The 25,104-nt window shown below is 66.8% G+C and carries 23 protein-coding genes; 13 read left to right on the forward strand and 10 right to left on the reverse strand.

Translation table 11 applies throughout. From position 1 onward, the window contains the following. Positions 1-62: 62 nt before the first annotated feature. Positions 63-1,250 (forward strand): formate-dependent phosphoribosylglycinamide formyltransferase, encoded by a 1,188-nt coding sequence (gene purT, locus AC5P57_RS01915; protein WP_262236141.1) that lies wholly within the window; start codon positions 63-65, stop codon positions 1,248-1,250. 71 nt (positions 1,251-1,321) lie between these two features. Here purT and AC5P57_RS01920 read toward each other — a convergent pair whose 3' ends face one another. Together AC5P57_RS01920 and AC5P57_RS01925 are read right to left on the reverse strand one after the other, a co-directional pair. Continuing rightward, positions 1,322-2,527: an endonuclease/exonuclease/phosphatase family protein gene (locus tag AC5P57_RS01920; RefSeq protein WP_142807498.1), complete on the reverse strand. Its 1,206-nt coding sequence runs from the start codon at positions 2,525-2,527 to the stop codon at positions 1,322-1,324. A 37-nt stretch (positions 2,528-2,564) separates the two neighbouring features. Next, complete coding sequence (locus AC5P57_RS01925) at positions 2,565-3,320, reverse strand: arginyltransferase (RefSeq protein WP_099552991.1); 756 nt, start codon at positions 3,318-3,320, stop codon at positions 2,565-2,567. A 156-nt stretch (positions 3,321-3,476) separates the two neighbouring features. On the opposite strand from AC5P57_RS01925, the gene AC5P57_RS01930 reads away from it, so the two are divergent. Beyond that, the gene (locus tag AC5P57_RS01930) at positions 3,477-4,037 is read left to right on the forward strand and encodes an EF-hand domain-containing protein (RefSeq protein ID WP_262236143.1); all 561 of its coding nucleotides are present in this window, start codon (positions 3,477-3,479) and stop codon (positions 4,035-4,037) included. A 51-nt stretch (positions 4,038-4,088) separates the two neighbouring features. Here the strand turns inward: AC5P57_RS01930 and AC5P57_RS01935 are convergent, their stop codons facing one another. The 4 genes from AC5P57_RS01935 to AC5P57_RS01950 all read right to left on the reverse strand — a co-directional run bounded on the left by AC5P57_RS01935 (position 4,089) and on the right by AC5P57_RS01950 (position 7,854). Continuing rightward, on the reverse strand, positions 4,089-5,306 hold the full coding sequence (locus AC5P57_RS01935) for an RNA polymerase sigma factor (RefSeq protein ID WP_262236144.1): 1,218 nt from the start codon (positions 5,304-5,306) through the stop codon (positions 4,089-4,091). Between the two features lie 208 nt (positions 5,307-5,514). Then, on the reverse strand, positions 5,515-6,024 hold the full coding sequence (locus tag AC5P57_RS01940) for a pathogenicity-like protein (protein ID WP_099604030.1): 510 nt from the start codon (positions 6,022-6,024) through the stop codon (positions 5,515-5,517). Between the two features lie 4 nt (positions 6,025-6,028). Continuing rightward, a complete protein-coding gene (gene tesB / locus AC5P57_RS01945; protein WP_142807502.1) occupies positions 6,029-6,937 on the reverse strand; it encodes an acyl-CoA thioesterase II in 909 nt (302 codons plus the stop codon). A 140-nt stretch (positions 6,938-7,077) separates the two neighbouring features. Beyond that, complete coding sequence (locus AC5P57_RS01950; protein WP_142807503.1) at positions 7,078-7,854, reverse strand: enoyl-CoA hydratase/isomerase family protein; 777 nt, start codon at positions 7,852-7,854, stop codon at positions 7,078-7,080. A 34-nt stretch (positions 7,855-7,888) separates the two neighbouring features. Here AC5P57_RS01950 and AC5P57_RS01955 point away from each other — a divergent pair, with 34 nt between their 5' ends. Beyond that, complete coding sequence (locus tag AC5P57_RS01955) at positions 7,889-8,335, forward strand: copper chaperone PCu(A)C (RefSeq protein ID WP_262236145.1); 447 nt, start codon at positions 7,889-7,891, stop codon at positions 8,333-8,335. Positions 8,336-8,406: 71 nt separating this feature from the next. Here AC5P57_RS01955 and AC5P57_RS01960 read toward each other — a convergent pair whose 3' ends face one another. The 3 genes from AC5P57_RS01960 to uvrA form a co-directional block, all read right to left on the reverse strand. After that, positions 8,407-9,132, reverse strand: a complete 726-nt coding sequence (locus AC5P57_RS01960) for an enolase (RefSeq protein ID WP_262236146.1) — start codon at positions 9,130-9,132, stop codon at positions 8,407-8,409. Between the two features lie 97 nt (positions 9,133-9,229). Further along, positions 9,230-9,637, reverse strand: a complete 408-nt coding sequence (locus AC5P57_RS01965; RefSeq protein ID WP_142807505.1) for an acyl-CoA thioesterase — start codon at positions 9,635-9,637, stop codon at positions 9,230-9,232. Next, on the reverse strand, positions 9,637-12,639 hold the full coding sequence (uvrA, locus tag AC5P57_RS01970) for an excinuclease ABC subunit UvrA (RefSeq protein ID WP_142807506.1): 3,003 nt from the start codon (positions 12,637-12,639) through the stop codon (positions 9,637-9,639). Before uvrA ends, AC5P57_RS01965 begins: the two co-directional genes overlap by 1 nt. A gap of 317 nt (positions 12,640-12,956) precedes the next feature. Here uvrA and rplU point away from each other — a divergent pair, with 317 nt between their 5' ends. The 3 genes from rplU (at position 12,957) to cgtA (ending at position 14,793) form a co-directional block, all read left to right on the forward strand. Beyond that, on the forward strand, positions 12,957-13,265 hold the full coding sequence (gene rplU / locus AC5P57_RS01975) for a 50S ribosomal protein L21 (RefSeq protein WP_005408557.1): 309 nt from the start codon (positions 12,957-12,959) through the stop codon (positions 13,263-13,265). Between the two features lie 18 nt (positions 13,266-13,283). Continuing rightward, positions 13,284-13,547 carry a 50S ribosomal protein L27 gene (gene rpmA, locus AC5P57_RS01980; protein ID WP_005415704.1) on the forward strand — a complete coding sequence of 88 codons (264 nt, stop codon included), beginning with the start codon at positions 13,284-13,286 and terminating at the stop codon, positions 13,545-13,547. Positions 13,548-13,740: 193 nt separating this feature from the next. Then, positions 13,741-14,793 (forward strand): Obg family GTPase CgtA, encoded by a 1,053-nt coding sequence (cgtA, locus tag AC5P57_RS01985; RefSeq protein ID WP_006424789.1) that lies wholly within the window; start codon positions 13,741-13,743, stop codon positions 14,791-14,793. A gap of 172 nt (positions 14,794-14,965) precedes the next feature. Here cgtA and rpsT read toward each other — a convergent pair whose 3' ends face one another. After that, positions 14,966-15,235, reverse strand: a complete 270-nt coding sequence (rpsT, locus tag AC5P57_RS01990; protein WP_005408560.1) for a 30S ribosomal protein S20 — start codon at positions 15,233-15,235, stop codon at positions 14,966-14,968. A 117-nt stretch (positions 15,236-15,352) separates the two neighbouring features. Between rpsT and murJ the strand changes: the two genes are divergently transcribed. The 7 genes from murJ to AC5P57_RS02025 all read left to right on the forward strand — a co-directional run bounded on the left by murJ (position 15,353) and on the right by AC5P57_RS02025 (position 25,086). Further along, entirely contained in the window at positions 15,353-16,957 is a 1,605-nt protein-coding gene (gene murJ / locus AC5P57_RS01995) for a murein biosynthesis integral membrane protein MurJ (RefSeq protein ID WP_099554364.1), read from the forward strand. A gap of 75 nt (positions 16,958-17,032) precedes the next feature. Then, positions 17,033-17,980 (forward strand): bifunctional riboflavin kinase/FAD synthetase, encoded by a 948-nt coding sequence (locus AC5P57_RS02000; RefSeq protein ID WP_099554366.1) that lies wholly within the window; start codon positions 17,033-17,035, stop codon positions 17,978-17,980. Further along, positions 17,977-20,808, forward strand: coding sequence for an isoleucine--tRNA ligase (gene ileS, locus AC5P57_RS02005; protein ID WP_262236147.1), 2,832 nt, complete (start codon positions 17,977-17,979; stop codon positions 20,806-20,808). The genes AC5P57_RS02000 and ileS overlap by 4 nt, the downstream gene beginning before the upstream one ends. Further along, on the forward strand, positions 20,808-21,332 hold the full coding sequence (gene lspA, locus AC5P57_RS02010) for a signal peptidase II (RefSeq protein ID WP_049428546.1): 525 nt from the start codon (positions 20,808-20,810) through the stop codon (positions 21,330-21,332). Before ileS ends, lspA begins: the two co-directional genes overlap by 1 nt. A gap of 27 nt (positions 21,333-21,359) precedes the next feature. Continuing rightward, complete coding sequence (ispH, locus tag AC5P57_RS02015) at positions 21,360-22,310, forward strand: 4-hydroxy-3-methylbut-2-enyl diphosphate reductase (protein WP_049428543.1); 951 nt, start codon at positions 21,360-21,362, stop codon at positions 22,308-22,310. 200 nt (positions 22,311-22,510) lie between these two features. Further along, complete coding sequence (locus AC5P57_RS02020; RefSeq protein ID WP_262236149.1) at positions 22,511-24,394, forward strand: M61 family metallopeptidase; 1,884 nt, start codon at positions 22,511-22,513, stop codon at positions 24,392-24,394. Then, positions 24,391-25,086: a lysoplasmalogenase gene (locus AC5P57_RS02025; protein ID WP_262236150.1), complete on the forward strand. Its 696-nt coding sequence runs from the start codon at positions 24,391-24,393 to the stop codon at positions 25,084-25,086. The genes AC5P57_RS02020 and AC5P57_RS02025 overlap by 4 nt, the downstream gene beginning before the upstream one ends. The last annotated feature ends 18 nt before the right edge of the window (positions 25,087-25,104 follow it).

Here is a 25,104-nt window from a genome sequence, read left to right on the forward strand (position 1 = left end):
ATGGCCGGGGTGCCCGGCCAGCTAGAATGCCCACCCGCCTTCACATCGCTGCTGGAACCGCCATGGCCAAGCTTGGAACTCCGTTGTCCCCCTCCGCCACCCGCGTGCTGCTGCTGGGCTCGGGCGAACTCGGCAAGGAGGTGGCCATCGAGCTGCAGCGGCTGGGCGTGGAAGTGATCGCCGCTGACCGCTATGCCGATGCGCCGGCCATGCAGGTCGCGCACCGCTCGCATGTGATCGACATGCTCGATGCAATGGCCCTGCGCGCGCTGATTGCCCAGGAGCAGCCGCACCTGGTGGTGCCGGAGATCGAGGCCATCCACACCGAAACCCTGGTCCAGCTGGAACAGGAGCAGGGCCTGCGGGTGATCCCGACCGCGCGTGCCGCACGCCTGACCATGGACCGCGAAGGCATCCGCCGCCTGGCCGCCGAAACTCTGGGCCTGCCGACCTCGCCGTACCGCTTCGTCGATACCGAGGCCGAATACCGCGCTGCCGTGGCTGCCATCGGCCTGCCGTGCGTGGTCAAGCCGGTGATGTCGTCCTCGGGCAAGGGCCAGAGCACCTTGCGCAGCGAGGCGGACATCGCCCCGGCCTGGGATTACGCGCAGACCGGTGGCCGCGCCGGTGCCGGTCGCTGCATCGTCGAAGGCTTCATCGATTTCGATTACGAGATCACCCTGTTGACCGTGCGCCATGCCGGTGGCACCGCGTTCTGTGCGCCGATCGGGCATCTGCAGAAGGATGGCGATTACCGCGAAAGCTGGCAGCCGCAGCCGATGTCGAACGCGGCACTGGCGCGTGCCGAAGAGATTTCGCGCGCGATCACCGACGACCTCGGCGGCTGGGGCCTGTTCGGCGTCGAGCTGTTCGTGAAGGGCGACGAGGTGTGGTTCAGCGAAGTGTCACCGCGCCCGCACGACACCGGCCTGGTGACGCTGGTATCGCAGGAACTGAGCGAGTTCGCGCTGCACGCGCGCGCCATCCTCGGCCTGCCGATCCCGGTGATCCGCCAGAGCGGCCCGTCGGCCTCGTGCGCGCTGCTGGCACACGGCGAGGGCGTGCCGTACTTCAACAACGTCGCCGCTGCATTGCAGGTGCCGGATACCGCCGTGCGCCTGTTCGGCAAGCCGAGCGTGCACGGTCATCGTCGCGTCGGCGTGACCCTGGCGCGCGCGGAAACCATCGACGAAGCACGCGCCATCGCACGCGATGCCGCCGACGCCATCGGCGTCGAACTGCGCCCGTAAAGCAAAAAGGGGACGGAGGGGATTAAGTCGTTTGTGGCACAAACGACTTAATCCCCTCCGTCCCCTTTTTATTACTTCACGTCCACCCACACCAGGTGGTGGTCGCTGCCGTCGGCGATCTTCGCTTCCGGGCTTTCATTGGCCGGCCAGAAAATACCACTGCCCACGTATTCGAAACCGGTCGAGGGCAGCACATAGTCCAGGCGCATGGTGCCGGACTTCGGGCCGAAATCGCCGGTGGCGTGGAACGGTGCGCCCTTGCGCTCGATGCCCTTGGCCGCATAGGCCAGGCTGGTCTGCTCGCCGCCGACGCTGCGCGGGGTGGGGTAGCGCAATACGCGGGCGTTCTCGATCAGCTCAACGATCGCTTCATGACGGCCATCGCCATCGACCGGGTCGTTGTTCAGATCGCCGAGGATCACGAAGCGCGCGTCCTGTGCCAGGCCGCCGCACTGGCCCTTGTCGTCGCACAGCCACGGCTTCTCACCCTTGGACAGATATTCCTGCCACAGGCGCAGTTCGTCGTGGTTGCGTGCCGCGTTGCGCTTTTCCGGGCCGTCGAACACCGGCGGGGTCGGGTGCGAAACCAGCGCGTGGACCACGCCGGCTGGGGTCTTCACCGGCACGTCCCAATGCGACTTCGACGACAGGCGCAGCTGCGACCACACATGGTCGTTGTAGAAGCTCTGGCCGGTACGCGGATCGACCGGGCGGATCGCGCCGGGCATCGCACTCCACTTCAGCAGCTGGAAGCTGCGCACCTTGGCTTCGTCGATCGGGTAGCGCGACAGCACCAGCATGCCGTACTGGCCCGGGTGCAGGCCGTAGCCCCACGCATCGTTGCCACGGCTGCGGCCTTCGCCGCCGACCACGCCGTTGTTGTCCAGGTCCAGTCCGCTGGGCACGCCGGTATTGACCGGGGCCAGGTAGCGGTAGGCGAAGTGCAGCGGCTTGCCGCCGCCGGGCTGGGCTACTTCCAGATAGCGCTTCTGGAACAGGTCGGCGGCGCGATGGGCGTCATCGAAGTCGAATTCATTCAGCAGCACCAGGTCCGGGCGCACCTGCTGCAGCACTGCGGCGATCTTGCGTGCATGCTCGCTGTCGCCTTCCAGTTCCTTGATCAGGCCGCCGGCGTCGTCGGAGTACAGCGAAGTGTTGTAGGTGGCCAGGCGCAGCGCAGTGGACGGCTTTTCGGTCATCGCGGGGGACGTGGCGAAGGCGGGGGCGGTGGCGCCGCAGAGCAGGGCCAGGGCGAAGATCAGGGGTTTGGCGTTCATCCCCCTATTCTGCACCCGGCCCGGTGTCAGCGGTTTGTCAGCGCCCGTCCAGATCATTGTCGAAATCGTGCCAGCGGCGGCCATCGTAGGCTTCCAGCGGATGGAAGCGGCGCTTGTAGTCCATCTTCTGATGGCCGCGGATCCAGTAGCCCAGGTACACGTGTGGCAGGCCCTCGCGGCGCGCCCATTCGATCTGCTGCAGGATCGCGAAGGTGCCCAGCCCGCGCGTGGCGTGGTCCGGGTCGAAGAAGGTGTAGACCGCTGACAGGCCGTGCTCGGTGACGTCGGTCACCGCCACCCCCAGCAGCTGGCTGGGCTGGCCGTCGTGCCCGGGCAGGCGCATCTCCATGAAGCGGGTGTGCGACCAGCTGCCGATCAGGAACTGCTCGAACTCGTGCGGCCCGTGGTCGTCCATGCCGCCGTTGGCGTGGCGGTGGGTGAGATAACGGTGGTACAGCGCGAACAGGTCATCGCGGGCGGTGGCGGCGGTGATCCGCACCTCCAGGTCGTCATTGCGGGTAGCGCAGCGGCGCTGGCTGCGGTCCGGGGCGAAACGTGCCACCGGGATACGCACCGCCACGCAGGCCTGGCAGTGTGCGCAATGTGGCCGGTAGACCAGATCACCGCTGCGGCGGAAGCCCCAGCTCAGGGCCAGCGGATACAGGCCGCCGAGGCGACGGTCGTGCGGGTCCAGCACCAGGTCGCGCGCCACCCGGTCCGACCAGTACCCGCAGGGGTGCTCGCCGGTCTGGAAAAGCCGCAGTTCGTCGTCTCTGTCGCCGTGTATTGCCATGGGCACAGCATAGCTCCAGCCCGTCGCAGTGGCGGCGACTGTCCGCCGGATGAATGGAACCGTCCACGGCGTCAACCGATGGCGCGCCCGGGCGTTGTTGTCTCCCGAGGGTGAAGTGATCACCCCGACGCAATTCCCATTCCCAGGAGTGACCCCATGATCCGTACCCCCCTGCTGCTGGCCCTGCTGCTCGGCACCTCCGCCTCCGGTATCGCGCTGGCGGCCGACACCCCGACCACGCCGGCGCAGCGCCCGGCCAAGCTGGACACCAATGGCGACGGCGTCATCGACCGCAGCGAGGCGGCTGCCAATCCGCGCCTGGCCGCGAAGTTCGACGAGCTGGACAAGAACAAGGATGGCAGGCTCTCGCGCGATGAGCTGCCGCGCTGGCAGCATGGCCGCCGTGGCCACGGCGGTGAGCGCTGGGCCAAGCTGGACGTCAACAAGGACGGCCGCATCAGCCGTGAAGAAGCCAAGGCCGATCCGCGCCTGGCCGCGCGCTTCGACCAGCTCGACCTCAACAAGGACGGTTACCTGGACAAGGCCGACCGCGAGCTGCGCATGAAGCAGCATCGTGATGCCTGGTTCGCTGCCGCCGACACCAACAAGGACGGCCAGCTGAGCAAGGCCGAGTTCGACGCAGCCAAGGGCCCGATGCACGGCGGACCGCGCCATGGCGGCCCGCGCGACGGCACTGCACCGAAGCCGCAGCGCTGAGGTTCAATGCAGTGATTGATGACAACGCCGGCGCACTGCCGGCGTTGTCTGTTACAGGCCGCCGCCGCGCAGCAGCGAGTACAGCACCAGCGTGATGACCATCAGGTTCATGGCGATGATGCCGGTGCGGCCGTACATGGACTCGTACTTCCAGTTGGTCCCGCTGCGCCCGCGCCGTGCCGAATCGCGCACGATCATCGGTGCCATCACCCGCTGCAGCGTCACCAGGCACTGGTAGTTGACCACGCCCAGGCCTACCGCCAGCACCGTCAGCTGCGCCCAGACCGGCGCCTGCAGCATGACTGCCAGCAGGATCGCCATGCACCAGAACATGCCGGTGATGATGTTGAGATAGAGGAAACGGCGCACGTCGGCGCGCTCGGACGCCGTTTCGGTGTACGACATCAGGAAGCGCCCGCCCAGATAGCTGCCGATCGCGCCACCGACCACGCCGCCGATCACCGCCCCCCAGCTTTCGGCCGGCAGCACGTGCAGTTGGCCCAGGGTGGCGGTCAACGATCCCATCGCGGTACCGCCCGCTGCACTGGCGCCGCCGAGGCCCAGCTTGCTGCCGCCGATGCCGACGCCGGTGCTGAGCAGGACCGCGGCGCTGGCGGTGCCGGGCGCGGCCACCAGTACCATCGAAACCACTGCCGTAGCGAACGCGGCACTGGGTGCGCTGCTGCGGGCGAACTCACCGAAGCGCTGCAGCAGGCCGTCGCGCACCAGGGCACGGGCGCGCGACAGGCGCTTGCGCACCGCCGCGTCGCTGAGGCCGAGCAGGTCGGCCACCTGCTGCGAACGCTGGCCTTCGCGGTAGTACAGCAGCAGTACTTCGCGGCTGTCGGCAGGCAGGGCGGAGATGATGTCCCCGGCGGCGATCTCTTCTTCCACCCGCTGCAGGCGGTCGGCGGCACCCGGGGCCGGGTCTGCGGCCATGCCCATCGCCACCTCGGCCGCCTCGCCGGTCAGCGGCCGGCCACGTTGCGCACGCAGCCAGTCGCGGGCAAGGTTGCGGGTGATCTGCCGCAGCCAGGGCAGGAAGCTGGTCGAGCTACGCAGCTGGTGCAGCTGCTGCCAGCCCTTCACGAAGGCTTCCTGGGCAATGTCCTCGCTGGCCTGGCGGTCGCGGGTGATGGCCAGCGCGATGGCGGTGACGGTGTTCTGGCAGGCCAGAACGATGCGGCCATAGGCGTGCTGGCAACCGCTGGCGGCGGCCGGCAGTTCGCGTTCCAGGGTCTGGTCGATCGATGCGGCGAACGTCGTCATGGCGGCGGCTCTCCTGCTGGGATTGTGTCCCATGACGGAGCCGCGCGCTCAATGTGACCAGCATTCTGTGCGGTAGTGCCGGGCGCTGGCCGGCAACCTCATGGCAAAAAAGGGGACGGAGGGGATTAAGTCGTTTGTGCCTCAAACGACTTAATCCCCTCCGTCCCCTTTTTGCGGCTGCCGGCCAGCGGCCGGCACTACCCGTGCGTCATTTCGAGGGCTGGATACGGACCCGGATTTCTTCCTCTTCCGGTGCCGCCTGCGGGGCCGGCTGTGCCTGCTGCGGCTGGGCCTGCGGGGCAGGGGCCGGTGCGACCGGTGCCGGGGTGCCGCGATGGCGCAGGCCGATCACCAGCGCCACGCCGGCGATCACCACCAGCAGGGCGATGCGGATGCGCCAGGCCCAACCGCGGCCGCTGCCGGTCGTTTCGGCGGTGTCGCGGAAGGCGAATTCGGCGGTCGGATGGTCGCGGCGGGTGGTGTCGAGCAGGCGCGCCTCGCGCAGGATTTCACGCGCGCGTGGCTGGTCGTCGGCGCGCACGATCCACACCGCCGGGTAGGCGTTGGCGTTGCCCAGGTCGGTATAGCTGAACTGACCGCGGCGGCGGGTCTTGTACGAGCGCCCATTGGTCACCTTGACGTCGATGCCATGCTCGCGCAGGAGCTCGGCCACGCCTTCGACGGTTTCCACGCGCTGGCTGCTGAAGATCTGGCGCATGGGTTTACTCCTTGGCCGGCACGGCGGCGGCCGCAGCCTGGTCGGGAACGACGCGGATCAGGCCTTCCTGCGCGGTGCTCGCCACCAGCACGCCGTTGCGGGTGAAGAACTGGCCGCGGGCGAGGCCGCGCGAATCCTGCGCGCTGGGGCTGTCCAGCGAGTACAGCAGCCAGTCGTCGGCACGGAACGGGCGGTGGAACCAGATGGCGTGGTCGAGCGAGGCCATCTGCACGTGCGGGTGGTAGTAGCTGATGCCGTGCGGGAAGGTGGCCGTGCCCAGCAGATGGAAATCCGAGGCGTAGGCCAGCAGGGCCTGGTGCAGCTCGGGCGCATCGCCCACCGGTTCGCTCAGGCGCAGCCAGACCTGGTGGTAAGGCGGGCGCTTGGGCGGGTTCAGTTCGTCGCGCGGGTACACGTGGCGGAACTCGAACGGGCCGCCGCGGGACAGCCAGCGCTGCACTTTGATCGGCAGCCGCTCCAGCACCTCGGCCGGCAGCGGGCGGTTCGGCTCGATGTCTTCCGGCTGCGGCACCTCGGGCATCTTGTGCTGGTGCTGGGCACCGGTTTCGGCCTGCTGGAACGAAGCCGCGCAGAAGAAGATCACCTTGCCGTGCTGGATCGCGGTGACCCGGCGCACCGAGAAGCTGCCGCCATCACGGGTGCGGTCCACGTCATAGACGATGGGGTGGTCGATGTTGCCGGCGCGCAGGAAATAGGCGTGCAGCGAATGCACGTGGCGACCGTTGTCGACCGTGGTCTGTGCCGCCGCCAGCGCCTGGCCCAGCACCTGGCCGCCAAACACGTACTTGGTGCCGATGTCGCGGCTCTGCCCGCGGAACAGGTTGTCCTCCAGCCGCTCCAGCGTGAGCAGGTCGATCAGCTCGGAGACGACGGGTTCGGGCGTGTCGTTCAAGGGGGGCGGCCACAGCAATGAAGAAGCCCCGATTATACCGGTGCATGCCAGCCCATCATCGGTAGTGCCGGCCGCTGGCCGGCAACCTCATGATCCTTCTGGGGCGCCTGCGGTTGCCGGCCAGCCGCCGGCACGATCATTTACTTGCCCAGCCGGGCGACCAGCGCCTGCAGGGCATTCTGCGCATCCGGGGCGAACCAGGCCTCCACGAAGCGGTCCAGCTGGATCAGGTCCGGGTGCAGCGCTTCGTGCAGGTCGGAGCGGGCGATGGCGCGGGTCAGCAGCATCGGTTGGCGTGGCTGCTTGAGCAGGTTCTGCAGCCAGGCGATGGCGCGCGCCACCACCAGGTCGCCTTCGGCCAGTTCATCAACCAGGCCGATCTGCAGCGCCTGTTCGGCCGGCACCAGCGAACCGGTGGTCAGCAGCACGCCGGCGCGGTGCACGCCCACCGCACGGCGCAGCAGGCGCTGGATGCCCTCCGGTGCGATCAGGCCGACCTGCACTTCGTTCAGGCCGATGGCATACGGCCGCGATGGATCGGCGCTGCGCGCCATCACCCGGTAGTCGCAGCACAGCGCCAGCACGCAGCCACCCGCAGGGGCATGGCCGGTGATCGCCGCGACCACCGGAATGCGGCTCTCGGCCAGCGTGCGCACGGCGCCAAAGAAGGCGTTCCAGGTGTCCAACAACTTGTGCTTGTCATCGCCATGCGAGAGCAGGTGCGGCACGTCCATGCCACCGGTGAAGATACGCTCGCTGCCCGACAGCACGATGCCATGCGCGTCTTCGGCCATGGCCAGCTCGATGGCATGGATCAACTGCCGGCACAGTTCGGTGTCCAATGCGTTGACCGGCGGCCGCGCCAGGCGCAGTTCGCGGATGGGGCCATGGTTGATCACCTCGATGAGCGTCGTCATGCTGCGGTCTCGTTGCGAAGAAGGAACCTGGGCGATGATAACCAAACCATTCGTTGGCGTACTGTTGGTTCTGTGTGCGGCTGCAGCATCGGCCTCGGCCGCAGAACCGGCCTGCGTCACGGTGGAGCAGGGGTGGGCGCGGTTGCCACCGAATCCGGCAATGCCGATGACCGCTGGTTACGGCGTCATCCACAACGGCTGCAGCAAGGCGGTAGCGATCACCGGTGCGACCAGCAGCAGCTTTGATGATGTCTCGCTGCATGAGACCACGATTGTCGATGGGGTCAGTCGGATGCGCGCGATCGAGCGCCTGCCGCTGGCACCCGGCGCGCGTGCCGAGCTCAGGCCCGGTGGCCTGCACCTGATGCTGATGCAGGGCAAGCGCGCGCTGAAGGAGGGGCAGGCGGTGCCGCTGCGGCTGCAGCTGGAGGGCGGTGGTGAAGCGAGCACGACGCTGACCGTGCGCAGGGCCACGCCGTAGCGGGATGGTAGTGCCGGCCGCTGGCCGGCAACACGGGTATGCCGGCCAGCGGCCGGCACTACCAGGCGCGCTTATGACCAGTCGTACGAGAACAGCACCGTGCGGCTCACCGGCTCGTACAGCATGACGATCGCATCGGCGCCAGTCGCACACCAGTTGTAGCCAGCGACGTCGGCCACGGCAAAGAACTTGTTGCCATTGCGGGTGATGATCACCGTTTCGGCGTCGTCCGGGGCGTCGGGGTCATCGGCAGCCTCGGTGAAGCCAAGCTCGAAGGCGGCGGGAATTTCTGCAGTCTCGGTCCAGTTGCCGAAGCCGATCGGTCCCCCCAGCGCATCCAGGTAATCGCGCTCGCTGGCCTCACCTTTGCCATAGCGCGAGTAACAGGCGAGGCGACCGTGCGCGGCATGGTAGTCGCGGGCCTTGGCGTAGCTCTCACGCATCTGCGCGATGTGGTCCTGCGCGTCCTTGTCCTGCGCAGCGTCGCCGATGAAATAGCCCTCGTTGCCGAGGAAGCGCATCTCGTTGCCGGCAGTCAGCTCGAAGGCGATCCAGTTGGTGCCGGTGAAATCGTTGTGGTGCGCCTCGGTGGTCTCGCCGATGCAGCCGTCATACGGCTCGATCGGGCACAGCATCGTTGCCACCTGGCCGGCCAGTTCCGGGCGCAGCACACCCAGGTCGATCTTCAGCAGCGGCAGCAGGTGCTGACCGAGCCACGCCTGATCGGCAGGAAAGACATCGGCGGGGAAGGGGACCATGCCGGGCAGCAGGTCGCGCAGTTCGGTGTGGTGGATCATCTCAGTCCTTTGAATGGTGTCGGTAGTGCCGGCCGCTGGCCGGCAACCTCATTGCCGCCGAAGCGTGCCGACCAAGGTCGGCACCTACCAGGGCGCGTCAGGTAGAGGCGTTGCGGATCGCCTCCGGCAGCGGCGCGCTCTTGCCGGTCTGGGTGTCCATCCAGACCACCACGACGTTGCCATCCGAGTACAGCTTCGACTCGTCCTGCTGGTCGACGATGCGGTGGCCGATGGTCACGCTGCTGTTGCCCAGGCGCTCGACGAACAGCTCGACCAGGATGTCGTTGGGCCACACGATAGGCAGCCGGTAGTTGACGTTGGTCGCGGCCACCACCGGTGCGATGCGGTCGGTCATCGACACGCCTTCCACGCCCAGCATCCAGCGCACGCGCGCTTCTTCCAGGTAGGAAATGTACTTGGCGTTGTTGACGTGGCCCATGCTGTCCATGTCACGCCAGCGCACGCTGATCGGGATGCGGGCCAGGATCTTGTGTTCGCTGCTCATCAGGCGTCCTTCTTCTTCTTGCTGGCCGTGGCGGTCTTGCTGGCCTTGCCGGTACTCGTGGCGGCCACGGCCTTCTTCGTCGCCTTGGCGGGCTTTTCAGGCTTCACCTTGCGCGGCGGGCGGGCGTCGGGCTTGTTGGCCACGGCGGCCGGCTGGTCCGGGCGCGCGCTGGTGGAGGGCAGCATGCGGGCCAGGAACTGGCCGGTGTACGACTGCGGGCAGGCTGCCACATCTTCCGGCGTGCCGGTCACCAGGATGGTGCCACCGCGATGGCCACCTTCCGGGCCCAGGTCGACGATCCAGTCGGCGGTCTTGATCACGTCCAGGTTGTGCTCGATCACCACCACCGTGTTGCCCTCGTCGCGCAGCTTGTGCAGCACGCCCAGCAGCGCTTCGATGTCGTGGAAGTGCAGGCCGGTGGTCGGCTCGTCGAGGATGTACAGGGTCCGGCCGGTATCGCGGCGCGACAGTTCCTTGGACAGCTTCACGCGCTGCGCCTCGCCACCGGACAGCGTGGTCGCGCTCTGGCCCAGCTTGATGTAGCTCAGGCCTACGTCCACCAGCGTTTCCAGCTTGCGGGCGATCGACGGCACCGGTTCGAACAGCCTCAGCGCATCTTCGACGGTCATTTCCAGCACGTCGTTGATGTTGAAGCCCTTGTACAGGATCTCCAGCGTCTCGCGGTTGTAGCGCTTGCCGTGGCAGACATCGCACGGCACGTACACGTCGGGCAGGAAGTGCATCTCGACCTTGATCAGGCCGTCGCCCTGGCAGGCCTCACAACGGCCGCCACGCACGTTGAAGCTGAAGCGGCCCGGCGAATAGCCGCGCGCACGTGCTTCGGGCACCTGCGCGAACAGCTCGCGCAACGGGGTGAACAGGCCGGTGTAGGTGGCCGGGTTCGAACGTGGGGTGCGGCCGATCGGCGACTGGTCGATGTCCACCACCTTGTCGAACAGGTCCAGGCCATCGATCTCCTTGTAAGGGGCGATCGGGTGCGAGGCACCGTTGATCTCGTTGGCCGCCAGCGAGAACAGGGTGTCGTTGATCAGGGTCGACTTGCCCGAGCCGGACACGCCGGTCACGCAGGTCAGCAGGCCCGACGGAATCGCCAGGTCCACGCCCTTCAGGTTGTTGCCGCTGGCCCCGCGCAGGTGCAGGGTCATCTTCGGGTTCGGCTTGTGCCGGCGCGCCGGAATCTCGATCGCGCGTTTGCCCGACAGGTACTGGCCGGTCAGCGAGCGCGGTGCCTCCAGGATGTCCTGCAGGGTGCCCTGGCCGACGATCTCGCCGCCATGCACGCCCGCCCCCGGGCCGATGTCCAGCACGTAGTCGGCCAGGCGGATCGCATCCTCGTCATGCTCGACCACAATGACCGTGTTGCCGAGGTCACGCAGGCGGGTGAGGGTACCGAGCAGGCGTTCGTTGTCGCGCTGGTGCAGGCCGATGGACGGCTCGTCGAGCACGTACATCACGCCGACGAGGCCGGCGCCGATCTGGCTGGCCAGGCGGATGCGCTGTGCCTCGCCACCGGACAGGGTGTCGGCCTTGCGTTCCAGGGTCAGGTAATCCAGGCCGACATCGACCAGGAAGCCGAGGCGTTCGCCGATTTCCTTGACGATCTTCGAGGCGATTTCGCCTCGCCAGCCCGGCAGGCTCAGTTCGCTGAAGAACTTCAGCGCCTCGTCGATCGGCAGCACCACCAGGTCCGGCAGCGGGCGATCGGCCACGAACACGTTGCGCGCGGCCTTGTTGAGGCGGGCGCCATGGCATTCCGGGCACGGCTGTTCGCTGATGTACTTGGACAACTCCTCGCGCACCGCCGGCGATTCGGTTTCCTTGTAGCGGCGTTCGAGGTTGGGAATGATGCCCTCGAAGCGGTGCTTGCGCTGGGTGCGGCCACCGGCTTCGGTGAAGTAGGTGAAGGTGATCGCCTCATCGCCGCTGCCGTACAGCACGGCCTGCTGCACGTTCTCCGGCAGCGAGTTCCACGCCGCGTCGACGTCGAACCTGTAGTGCTTGGCCAGCGAGGCGATCAGCTGGAAGTAGTAGGCGTTGCGGCGGTCCCAGCCGCGCACCGCACCGGCGGCCAGCGACAGCTCGGGGTGCACCACCACGCGTGAGGGATCGAAGAATTCGGCCATGCCCAGGCCATCGCAGCCGGGGCAGGCGCCCATCGGTGCATTGAACGAGAACAGGCGTGGTTCCAGTTCCGGCAGCGAGTAATCGCAGACCGGGCAGGAATACTTGGAAGAGAACAGCGTCGGCGCGGTCTCGGCGTTGTCCAGGCTCTGCACCGAGGCCATGCCGTCGCCCAGTTTCAGCGCGGTCTCGAAGCTCTCGGCCAGGCGCTGCTTGATGTCCTCGCGCGGGCGGAAGCGGTCGATCACCGCCTCGATGGTGTGCTTCTGGCGCAGCGCCAGCGGCGGCACCGCGTCGATTTCATGCAGCTCGCCGTCCACGCGCACGCGCACGAAGCCCTGCGCGCGCAGCTGATCGAACACCTGGGCATGTTCGCCCTTGCGGTCGCGGATGACCGGCGCCAGCAGCATGTAGCGCTGTTCCGGGTCCAGGGTCAGCACCTGGTCGACCATCTGGCTGACCGTCTGCGCCTCCAGCGGGTAACCGTGGTCCGGGCAGCGCGGAGTGCCGACGCGGGCGTACAGCAGGCGCAGGTAGTCGTAGATCTCGGTGATCGTGCCGACCGTCGAACGCGGGTTGTGCGAGGTCGACTTCTGCTCGATCGAGATGGCCGGGGACAGGCCCTCGATGTGGTCCAGGTCCGGCTTTTCCATCACGCTCAGGAACTGGCGTGCATAGGCCGACAGCGACTCGACGTAGCGGCGCTGGCCTTCTGCATAGATGGTGTCGAACGCCAGCGAGGACTTGCCCGAGCCGGACAGGCCGGTGATCACGATCAGCTTGTCGCGGGGCAGGTCGAGGTCGAGGTTCTTCAGGTTGTGCGTCCGCGCGCCGCGGATGCGGATGAAATCCATCGCCATGGGGGATCCGGTTGTGGGGGCGTTGGCTGGGTGCCGGGCCAGCAGGGAACGGCAATCGGTCAGCCTACCGAGGTGACCAGATGGGGGCAATGGGCGACAATGCCAGTCCGGTGTCTCACCTTGTGAGACAGGCCGTCAGGCAGGGGTCAGATCCCTTTTCACAGTGTGAGAAGGGATCTGACCCCGTTCCGACCGGGCCCCCCGGACCGTTCAGGGGTTGACTTGACCCACGCGCACTGATCTGCGTACAATCCCGCTCCTGTCCGCCCTCGATGGCGGCAGCTCAGACCACAATAACTACAGAGGAAGGCCTGGTCATGTACGCAGTACTGGTCACCGGCGGTAAGCAATACCGCGTGGCGCAGGGCGAAAAGCTCCGCATTGAAAAGCTCGAAGTCGAAGTCGGCAGCGAGATCAAGTTTGACAACATCCTGATGCTGGGTGACAGCGACGGCGTGAAGCTGGGCGATGCGCTGAAGGGCGCTGCCGTCACCGCCAAGGTCCTGTCCCAGGGTCGTGCTGACAAGGTCCGGATCATCAAGTTCCGTCGCCGCAAGCACCACATGAAGCGTCAGGGTCACCGTCAGTACTACACCGAAATCGAGATCACCGGCATCGCCGGCTAAGCATCAGGAGAAGCAGTCATGGCACATAAAAAGGGCGTAGGCTCCTCGCGCAACGGTCGCGACTCCAACCCGAAGTACCTGGGCGTCAAGATCTTCGGCGGCCAGGCCATCGAAGCCGGCAACATCATCGTGCGTCAGCGCGGCACCCAGTTCCACCCGGGTTCGGGCGTTGGCCTGGGCCGTGACCACACCCTGTTCGCCCTCGTGGACGGCAAGGTGGAGTTCTCGGTCAAGGGCGCCAAGAAGCGTCGTACCGTCAGCATCGTCTCGGCCGACGCCTGATCCAGGCATCGCCGGCGCCCATGCCTTGGCATGGCCGTGCTGGATGAAGAGCACGCTGCATGGAGAGCCCCGCTTCGGCGGGGCTTTTCGTTAGAGTGAACGCAAGACCGGCCATGCCGGGTTGCCGGCCCGCGGCCGGCATGACATTCAAGGCGGCGGCCCGCAGGCCTCGCCCATCGCAGGCATCGAAACAATGAAACTGGTAGACGAAGCAGAAATCGAAGTGTTCGCCGGCAACGGCGGCAACGGCTGCATTGGCTTCCGTCGCGAGAAGTTCATTCCGCTCGGCGGCCCGGACGGCGGCGACGGCGGTGCGGGCGGCAGCGTGTACATCCGCGCCGACGAGAACCTGAACACCCTGGTCGACTTCCGCCATGACCGCATCTTCAAGGCGCAGCGCGGCGAGAACGGCATGGGCCGCCAGGCCTATGGCAAGGGCGGCGAAGACCTGACCATCACCGTGCCGGTCGGCACCGTGGTGATCAATGTTGCCACCGATGAAGTCATCGGCGACCTGACCCAGCACAACGACCGCCTGCTGGTGGCCAAGGGCGGCCGTGGTGGCCTGGGCAACATGCACTTCAAGAGCTCGACCAACCGCTCGCCGCGCCAGGCGCTGCCGGGCGAGCCGGGCGAAGAGCGCACGCTGAAGCTGGAGCTGAAGCTGCTGGCCGACGTCGGCCTGCTGGGCTTCCCCAACGCCGGCAAGAGCACCCTGATCCGCGCCGTTTCTGCGGCGACGCCGAAGGTGGCTGATTACCCGTTCACCACGCTGTACCCGAACCTGGGTGTGGTGAAGGTGGAGAACTACCGCAGCTTCGTGATCGCCGATATTCCGGGCCTGATCGAGGGCGCGGCCGACGGTGCCGGCCTGGGCGCGCAGTTCCTGCGCCACCTGCAGCGCACCCGCTTGCTGCTGCACCTGGTGGACATCTCGCCGATGGAAGGTGGCGTGGAAGGTATTTCCCCGGTTGAGCAGGTGCGTGCGATCGAACGCGAACTGGAAAAGCACGATCCGGAACTGCTGAACAAGCCGCGCTGGCTGGTGCTGAACAAGGCTGACCTGATGTTCGAGGACGAGGCCAAGGCCGCCGCCGAGCAGATCGTCGCCGAGCTGGGCTGGAAGGAGCCGTGGTTCCTGGTTTCCGCGCTGGGCCGCGAAGGGACCTTCCCGATCATGAGCCGGATCATGGCGTTCTTCGATCGCCAGAAGGAAGACGAGCTGGAAGCCCGCAACGCGCAGTGATGCCGTTGTGGTTCCGCACGAAAAACCCGGCTTCGGCCGGGTTTTTCATCTTCCGGTAGCGCCGGCCGCGCGGACCCCGAGGATCGCCCGGATCGCAGGCAACAAAAAACCCGGCCGGGGCCGGGCTTTTGTCTGCTGCCCGCGCCCCGAAGGGCAGGGCGGCAACGCCGTATCAGGCGGCCTTGAGGGCCTTGATGCGGTCGTTCAGGCGGCTCTTGTGGCGAGCAGCCTTGTTCTTGTGGATCAGGCCACGCGCGCTGAAGCGATCCAGGATCGGCTGGGCAACGGCGAAGGCGGCTTCGGCGCCGGCGGCATCGTTGGCGTCCAACGCCTTGATCACTTTCTTGACAGCGGTGCGCAGCATCGAGCGCTGAGCCACGTTGCGCGCGTTGCGCACGACGGTCTGCTTGGCGCGCTTCTTGGCGGACTTGATATTGGCCACGGTGGTGGTTTCCTGAAAAAATCGGTGTTATGGGAACAGCAAGCTAGCTAGTATGATGGCGTAAGAAATGCACGTCAAGTCGATTGTCAAGAGGGACGCTGAGTGAGTTCACCCAAGTTGTTGCGGGGCCTGCTGTCGTTCAGCAGCATGACCATGGTCTCGCGCGTTCTCGGACTTGTCCGGGACTTCGTGGTGACCACCACGTTCGGCACCAACGCCATCACTGATGCTTTCTGGGTCGCCTTCAGGGTACCCAATTTCCTGCGCCGGTTGTTCGCCGAAGGGTCTTTCGCCACCGCTTTCGTGCCGGTGTTCACGGAAGTGAAGGAAACCCGCAGCCACGCCGAGCTGCGCGAACTGATGGCCCGGACCGCCGGCACCCTGGGTGGGGTGCTGATGCTGGTCACCGCGCTGGCGCTGATCTTCGCGCCGCAGCTGGCCTCGGTCTTCTCAAGCGGCGTTGATACCGACCCGGTCAAGCAGGGCCTGCTGGTCGACCTGTTCCGCCTGACCTTCCCGTTCCTGCTATTCGTCTCGCTCACCGCCCTGGCCGGCGGCGCGCTGAACAGCTTCCAGCGCTTTGCCATGCCGGCGCTGACCCCGGTCATTCTCAACCTGTGCATGATCGCCGGCGCGCTTTGGCTGGCCCCGCGGCTGGGCGGCACTCCAGAGAAGCAGATCCTGGCGCTGGGCTGGGCGGTGCTGGCTGCCGGCCTCCTGCAGCTGCTGTTCCAGCTGCCCTCGCTGAAGGGCATCAACCTGCTGACCCTGCCGCGCTGGGGCTGGAGCCATCCGGGTGTGCGCAAGGTGATGACGCTGATGGTGCCGACCCTGTTCGGTTCCTCGGTGGCGCAGATCAACCTGCTGCTGGATACGGTGATCGCGGCCAAGCTGACCGACGGCTCGCAGTCCTGGCTGTCGCTGGCCGACCGCTTCCTGGAGCTGCCGCTGGGCGTGTTCGGCGTGGCGCTGGGCACGGTGATCCTGCCGGCGCTGGCCCGTCACCACGTCAGCACCGACCGCGAGGGCTTCTCGCGCTCGCTGGACTGGGGCCTGCGCATGACCCTGCTGATCTCGGTGCCGGCGATGCTGGGCCTGCTGCTGCTGGCCGAGCCGCTGATCGCCACCATCTTCCAGCACGGCCAGTTCAGTGCCTTCGATACCCGCATGACCGCGCTGTCGGTGTACGGCCTGAGCTTCGGCCTGCCGGCGTTCGCCTTGCTGAAGGTGGTGTTGCCCGCTTTCTACGCCCGGCAGGACACCAAGACCCCGGTGCGCGCCGGTGTGGCCGCGCTGGTGGCCAACATGGTGTTCAACTTCGCCCTGCTGGCGGTGCTGTACCAGGTAATGGTGCCGGACGAACTGAAAGCGCAGGGCGTGATGGCGGCCATCGGCAAGCAGCCCGGCCTGCATCTGGCGCTGGGCATTGCCAGCGCATTGTCCAGTTACCTGAATCTGGGCCTGCTGTGGTACTGGCTGGGCAAGACCGATGTCTACCAGCGCCGACCGGGGTGGGGCGGCTATCTGCTGCGCCTGCTGCTGGCCTGCGTGGCGATGGTTGCCGCGCTGCTGGCCCTGCTGCACTGGCTGCCGGCATTCTCGGCGATGGGCGTGTGGGAGCGGATCGGCAGCCTGTCGCTGCTGGTCGGCGGCGGTGGTGCGACCTACGCGGTGGCCATGCTGGCGATGGGCTTCCGCCCGCGCGACCTGCGCGGGCATTGATCGCGGCCCGTGGCGGCTATACTTCAGGGTTACACCATTGAAGCGGCGGCCCCGGTCGGGCCGGAACGAGAGTTGATGAGCAGGCTGTTCAGAAGCGTCGAGGGCGGGGAGCTGTTCCCCAACGGAAGCGTGGTCTGTATCGGTGCATTCGACGGCCTCCACCTGGGCCATCGTGCGCTGGTGCGCCATGCGGTTGCCCGCGCGCGCGCCTTGGGCGTGGCCGCCGTGGCCGTGGCCTTCGAGCCGTTGCCGCGTGAATTCTTCGCCCAGGGCACGCCGCCGCCGCGGCTGACCCTGGCGCGCAGCAAGGTCGAGATCCTGCGCGAGCTGGGCGTCGATGCGGTCGGCCTGCTGCGCTTCGACGCGGCAATGGCAGCGATGCCGGCCGAGACCTTCGTACGCCAGCTGCTTGTGCAGCGCCTGAACGCCCGCGAAGTCTGGATCGGCCCGGAGTTCTGCTTCGGCAACCGCCGCCGTGGCGACCTGGCCCTGCTGCAGGCGATGGGCGCCGAGCTGGGGTTCAGCGCCGGCGAAATCGAAGCGGTCGACCTGCATGGCGAACGCATTTCCAGCACCCGCATCCGCCAGCTGCTGCAGGAGGGCGACTTCGCCCGTGCCAACGACCTGCTCGGCCGTCCGTACGCGATCAGCGGCCGGGTGGTGCGCGGGCGCCAGCTCGGCCGCACGCTGGGCTTCCCTACTGCCAACCTGCGCTTCCCGAAGACGCCGGCGCTGTCGGGCATCTACGCGACCTGGGTGCACGGCGTGTTCGACCAGCCGTGGCCGTCGGTCTCCAGCTTCGGCACGCGGCCGACGGTGGAGGGCGTGGAGCCGCTGCTGGAAGCCCACCTGTTCGATTTCCAGGGCGACCTGTACGGGCGCCACATCGACGTGGAGTTCGTCGCCAAGCTGCGCGACGAAGAGAAATTCAATGATCTGGCGGCCCTGACCGACCAGATGCACCGCGACGCCGAACAGGCGCGCGCCATCCTTTCCGAACATAGATTGCGAGCCACTGCGTGAGCCAGGACTACAAGACCACCCTGAACCTGCCAGCCACCGAATTCCCGATGCGCGGCGACCTGCCCAAGCGCGAGCCGGGCATTCTGGCGCAGTGGGAGGCGCAGGGGCTCTACCAGCAGCTGCGCGACAACGCCGCCGGCCGCCCGCTGTTCGTGCTGCATGACGGCCCGCCGTACGCCAACGGCCGCATCCACCTGGGCCACGCGGTCAACAAGATCCTGAAGGACATCATCGTCAAGTCGCGCTACCTGGCCGGCTTCGATGCGCCCTACGTGCCGGGCTGGGATTGCCATGGCCTGCCGATCGAGATCGCGGTCGAAAAGAAGTGGGGCAAGGTGGGCGTGAAGCTCGACGCCGTCGAGTTCCGCCAGAAGTGCCGCGAGTTCGCCGAAGAGCAGATCAACATCCAGCGCGTGGACTTCAAGCGCCTGGGCGTGACCGGTGACTGGGACAACCCGTACAAGACCCTGAGCTTCGACTTCGAAGCCAACGAGATCCGTGCGCTGGCCAAGATCGTGGCCAACGGTCACCTGGTGCGCGGCGCCAAGCCGGTGTACTGGTGCTTCGACTGCGGTTCGGCGCTGGCCGAGGCGGAGATCGAGTACCACGAAAAGGAATCGCCGGCGATCGACGTGGCCTACGCCGCGCGTGACGCACAGGCCATCGGCCAGGCGTTCGGCGTGAGCGTGCCGGCTGACGTCGAGGTGGCGGTGCCGATCTGGACCACCACCCCGTGGACGCTGCCGGCCTCGCTGGCGGTGTCGCTGGGTGCGGAGATCAACTATGTGCTGGCCGAAGGCCCGGCCCACAACGGCAAGCGCCGTTGGCTGGTGCTGGCCGTGGCCCTGGCCGAGCGCGCGCTGCAGCGCTATGGCGTGGACGAGGTGGTGCTGCACGGTGAAACCACCGGTGCGGCGCTGGAAAACCAGCTGCTGGCGCATCCGTTCTACCCGGAACGCGAGATCCTGGTGCTCAACGGCGACCATGTGTCCGACGAGGACGGTACCGGTGCGGTGCACACCGCCCCCGGCCACGGCCAGGAAGACTTCGTGGTCAGCCAGAAGTACGGCCTGCTGGACAAGTACAACGCCGGCCAGATCACCCCGATCGACGGCCGTGGCGTATACCTGGAATCGACCCCGCCGGCCGGTGACGTGGTGCTGGCTGGCCAACATCTATGGCAGGCGCAGGAGGCCATCGTCGGCGTGCTGCGTGACAACGGTGCGCTGCTGGCCTTCCATCCGATCCGCCACAGCTACCCGCACTGCTGGCGTCACAAGAAGCCGGTGGTGTTCCGCGCCACCCCGCAGTGGTTCATCTCGATGGACAAGGCCAACCTGCGCAACGATGCGCTGGCCGCCATCGACACCGTCGGCTGGTTCCCGAGCTGGGGCAAGGCGCGCATCCAGAGCATGGTCGACGGTCGCCCGGACTGGACGATCTCGCGCCAGCGCACCTGGGGCGTGCCGATCGCACTGTTCACCCATCGCCAGACCGGCGAGATCCACCCGCGCTCGGTGGAGCTGATGCAGCAGGTCGCCGACCGTGTCGAAGCCGAGGGCATCGACGTGTGGTACTCGCTGGATGCCGCCGAACTGCTGGGCGCCGAAGCGGCCGACTACGAAAAGGTCACCGACATCCTCGACGTCTGGTTCGATTCGGGCGTGACCCATGAGGGCGTGCTTGCCGCGCGTGGCTTCGGCAAGCCGGCCGACCTGTACCTGGAAGGTTCCGACCAGCATCGCGGCTGGTTCCAGTCCTCGCTGCTGACCGGCGTGGCGATCGACAAGCGCGCGCCGTATAAGCAGTGCCTGACCCACGGCTTCACCGTGGACGAGCAGGGCCGCAAGATGTCCAAGTCGCTGGGCAACGGCATTGAGCCGCAGGACATCATGAACAAGCTGGGCGCGGACATCCTGCGCCTGTGGATCGCCTCGGCCGACTACAGCAACGAGATGTCGCTGTCGCAGGAGATCCTCAAGCGCAACGCCGACGCCTACCGTCGCCTGCGCAACACCGCGCGCTTCCTGCTCGGCAACCTGGACGGCTTCGATCCGGCCCAGCACCTGCGCCCGCTCGACCAGATGGTCGCGCTGGACCGTTGGATCGTGCATCGCGCGTGGGAGCTGCAGGAGAAGATCAAGGCCGCCTACGACGGCTACAACATGGCCGAGATCGTGCAGCTGCTGCTGAACTTCTGCAGCGTGGACCTGGGCTCGCTGTACCTGGACGTGACCAAGGACCGCCTGTACACGATGCCGACCGATTCGCACGGTCGTCGTTCGGCACAGAGCGCGATGTACCACATCGCCGAAGCGTTCACCCGCTGGGTCGCACCGATCCTGACCTTCACCGCCGACGAGCTGTGGGGCTACCTGCCGGGCGAACGTGCTGGCCACGTGCTGTTCACCACCTGGTACGACGGCCTGGCGCCGCTGCCGGCCGATGCCCAGCTCAACGCCACCGACTTCGACCAGCTGCTGGCCGTGCGTGAGCAGGTGGCCAAGGTGCTCGAGCCGATGCGTGCCAACGGCGCGATCGGTGCCGCACTGGAAGCGGAGATCACCATCGCTGCCAGCGAAGAGCAGGCAGCGCGCTGGCAGCCGCTGGCCGATGAACTGCGTTTCCTGTTCATCAGCGGCGACGTGCAGGTGCGCCCGGCGACCACCGACGAGGTGTTCGTCAGCGCCCAGCCGACCACCAAGGCCAAGTGCGTGCGCTGCTGGCACCACCGTGCCGATGTCGGCAGCAACGCCGACCATCCGGAACTGTGTGGCCGCTGCGTGAGCAACATCACCGGCGCCGGTGAAGTGCGGAGCTGGTTCTGATGGCCGCGCCCCGTCCGCACCCGAACGCCCTGGTCTGGCTGCTGCTGTCGGCGGCCATCATCGGGCTGGACCAGTGGTCCAAGGCCTGGGTCCTGTCGAGCCTGCCGGAGTTCCAGCCGGTGGTGGTCATCGACGGCTTCTGGAACTGGTACCGCACCTACAACACCGGCGCCGCGTTCAGTTTCCTGAGCGACGCCGGTGGCTGGCAGAAGTACTTCTTCACCGCGCTGGCGATCGCCATCAGCGGCCTGATGGCCTGGTGGCTGCGCGGCACTGCCCGAGGCAACTGGAAGGCGGCCGTGCCGTATGCGCTGATCATCGGCGGTGCGATCGGCAACGTGATCGACCGCCAGGTGCATGGTCACGTGGTCGATTTCATCCAGTGGTACGTGGGCAGCTATACCTGGCCCTCGTTCAACATCGCCGATTCGGCCATCGTGGTCGGTGCCATCGGCATCGCCCTGTTTGGCCTGTTCGAAGGCAAGTCCGCCAAAAAGGCGGATAATGCCAACCCGAAACCGTAAGCCGGCCGCTGCCGGGAGATTGAACTGATGGATGTGCTGCTCGCCAACCCGCGTGGTTTCTGTGCCGGTGTCGATCGTGCGATCGAGATCGTCAAGCGCGCGATCGAAACGCTGGGCGCGCCCATCTATGTCCGCCATGAAGTGGTGCACAACCGCTTCGTGGTGGACGACCTGAAGCAGCGCGGTGCGATCTTCGTCGAGGAACTGGACGAAGTGCCGGACAACAACACGGTCATCTTCAGCGCACACGGCGTCTCCCAGGCCGTGCGCCAGGAAGCCGAACGCCGCGGCCTGAAGGTGTTCGACGCCACCTGCCCGCTGGTGACCAAGGTCCACTTCGAAGTCGCCCGCCACTGCCGTGCCGGCCGTGACGTGGTGCTGATCGGCCACGCCGGTCACCCGGAAGTGGAAGGCACCATGGGCCAGTGGAACCGCGAAGCCGGTACGGGCCAGATCTACCTGGTGGAGGACGTGGAGCAGGTTGCCACGCTGCACATCAACCAGCCGGAGAATTTCGCCTACACGACCCAGACCACGCTGTCGGTGGACGACACGCGCGGCATCATCGATGCGCTGCGTGAGCGCTTCCCGGCGATGCAGGGCCCGAAGAACGACGACATCTGCTACGCCACGCAGAACCGCCAGGACGCTGTGCGCGACCTGGCCAAGCGCTGCGATCTGGTGCTGGTGGTCGGTTCGCCGAACAGCTCCAATTCCAACCGCCTGAGCGAGCTGGCCCGTCGTGAAGGCGTGGAAAGCTACCTGATCGACGGTGCGCATGAAATCGACCCGGCATGGGTGGTGGGCAAGCAGCACATCGGCGTCACTGCCGGTGCCTCGGCACCGCAGGTACTGGTCGATGGCGTGCTGGCACGCCTGGCCGAGCTGGGTGCCAGCGGCGTGGGCGAGCTGGATGGCGAACCGGAATCGATGGTGTTCGCGCTGCCGAAGGAACTGCGCCTGCGTCTGGTCGACTGACCGGGAAGGCCTCATCCACGCATGGCGTGGATCTACTGAAACCGCTCTGGTGGGTGCGAACCTGCACACGGTGGGTGCGAACCTTGGTTCGCACGCTTTCGGGCATGCGCGGATGGGCGCACCGCCCATGACCTTTGGCCATGGGGCGGGGCACTTTACAGGCCTAGCATCGGAAGATTCTCCGTTGTTGGATGCTGCCGATGAAGACCCGAGCCCTGGCCATGTCGTTGCTGTTCGCGCTGGCGGCCACGCCTGCACTTGCGCAGATCTCGCCACCGGCGGACGCGGCGGCTCCCGGCCTGCTGCGCATCGACGTGGACGCGCGCGACCTGGCCCGGCGCATCTTCAAGGTGACCGCCACCGTGCCGGCCAAGCCGGGCCCGATGACCCTGCTGTACCCGCAGTGGATTCCCGGCAACCATTCGCCCACCGGCCCGATCGACAAGCTGGCCGGCCTGCGCGTGACTGCCAACGGCAAACCGTTGGCCTGGCAGCGTGACCAGTTCAACGTCTATGCGTTCAAGGTGGACGTGCCCGAGGGCGTGAGCGAGATCGTCGCCCACTTCGATTTCCTGTCCTCGCAGGGCGGCAGCCAGGGCCGGGTGGTGATGACCCCGGAAATGCTCAACCTGCAGTGGAACGCCAACTCGTTGTATCCGGCCGGCGTCGATGCGCGCAACCTGCAGGCGCAGGCCAGCGTGACCCTGCCCAAGGGCTGGTCGTTCGCCACTGCGCTGGAGACCGCGCGTCGCGACGGTGACACCGTGGTGTTCAAGCCGATCTCCTATGACCATCTGGTCGATTCGCCGTTGTTCGCGGGCGAGCACTACCAGCGCATCGATCTCGACCCGGGCGCGAAGGTGCCGGTGCACCTCAACGTGTTCGCTGACGACGCCAAATCGTTGAAGCCGAGCGAGGCGCAGATCACGATGCATCGCGCGCTGGTGCAGCAGGCCGACAAGCTCTATGGCGCGCGTCACTACAACCACTATGAATTCCTGCTGGCGTTGACCGACCGCCTCGGCGGCATCGGCCTGGAGCATCACCGCTCCAGCGAGAACAGTGCCGACCCGGGCTATTTCACCGAGTGGGACAGCAACGCCTGGATGCGTGACCTGTTGCCGCACGAATACACCCATTCCTGGAACGGCAAGTACCGCCGTGGCGCCGATCTGGCCACCGCCAACTTCAACGTGCCGATGGGCGACAGCCTGCTGTGGGTGTACGAGGGCCAGACCCAGTTCTGGGGCCAGGTGCTGGCCGCACGCTCAGGCCTGTGGTCGACGGCGCAGGCGCGCGACATGCTGGCCAACGTGGCCGCGACCTATGACCGTGGTCGCCCGGGCCTTGCCTGGCGCCCGCTGCAGGACACCACCAACGACCCGACCATCGCCCAGCGCCGCACGTTGCCTTACCGCAACTACCAGATGAGCGAGGACTACTACTCCGGCGGCCAGATGCTGTGGCTGGAAGTGGAGGGCAAGCTGCGCGAACTGAGCGGCAACCGTCGCAGCCTGGACGACTTCGCACGTGCATTCTTCGGCGTCGGTAATGGTGACTGGGACGTCAACCCGTACACCTTTGATGACGTGGTCGCGACCTTGAACGGCATCGCGCCGTATGACTGGGCCACGTTCCTGCGCGGGCGACTGGACGGGCACGGTTCGTTGACTGGCGGCCTGGAGCTGGCCGGCTGGAAGCTGGTCTACCGCGATACCCCGAACGACGCCTACAAGGCGCAGGAAAAGCGTGCCAAGGCGGCATTGCTGGCCTACTCGCTGGGTGCCACCGTGCTCGACAGCGGTTCGGTCGGTGATGTGATCTGGGACAGCCCGGCGTTCAACGCAGGGCTGGCGCCGGGCATGAAGGTGATCGCGGTTGGCGGCCGCGAATACAGCAGCCAGCGGCTGAAGGACGCGGTGGCTGCGGCAGCGAAGGACAAGGCGCCGATCGTGCTGCTGGTGAAGCAGTTCGACCGCATTGAAGCGATGAACATCGCCTACCACGGTGGCCTGCAGTACCCGATGCTGGAGCGCATCACCGGCAAGCCTGACCGCCTTGCGGACCTGTGGAAGGCACGATGAAGCCGCGCGCCCGCGATGGCGTGATCCTGTTGATGGCGATCCTCGCCATCGTGGGCGCATTCCTGCACGGCGATGGGCGTTGGCTGCACTGGCTGGCCAAGCCGACCACCACGCTGCTGATCGCCGCCATCGCCTGGCGCGTGCATGATCCGGCGCAGCCGTTCTACCGCCGCGCAGTACTGGCCGGCATGCTGCTGTCGTGCGTGGGCGATATTGCGCTGATGCTCCCGATCGACGCGTTCGTGCCGGGCCTGGTCGCGTTCCTGCTGGCCCACGTCTGCTACATCGTCGCCTTCCGCGCTGGCCTGCGTGCCGGTCGTGGCCTGGTTGGCGCCAGTGTGCTGCTGGGTGCCTTCGCCACGCTCAACGTGCTTGGCCTGTGGCCGTACCTGCCGGTGCCTATGCGCATCCCGGTGCTGGCCTACGTGGTGGTGCTGGCGTCGATGGCGGTGTTGGCGCTTGCACGCGCATGGGCGCGTCCTCAGGCGGTCGCACCGGAACCGTGCAGTGCACGCTGGGCGGCAACCGGTGCCGTGCTGTTCGTGGCCAGCGATTCATTGCTGGCCTGGGACCGCTTTGCCGGTGGCCTGCCGCTGGCCAGCCTGCTGGTGTTGTCCACCTACTACGCCGCGCAGTACGCCATCGCCCGCTCCGTAAAAGAGAAAATGGGGACGGAGGGGATTAAGTCGTAATTGCCTTGATGCCGATGG

This window comes from Stenotrophomonas sp. YJH_SMC_79 (genome assembly GCF_059367995.1).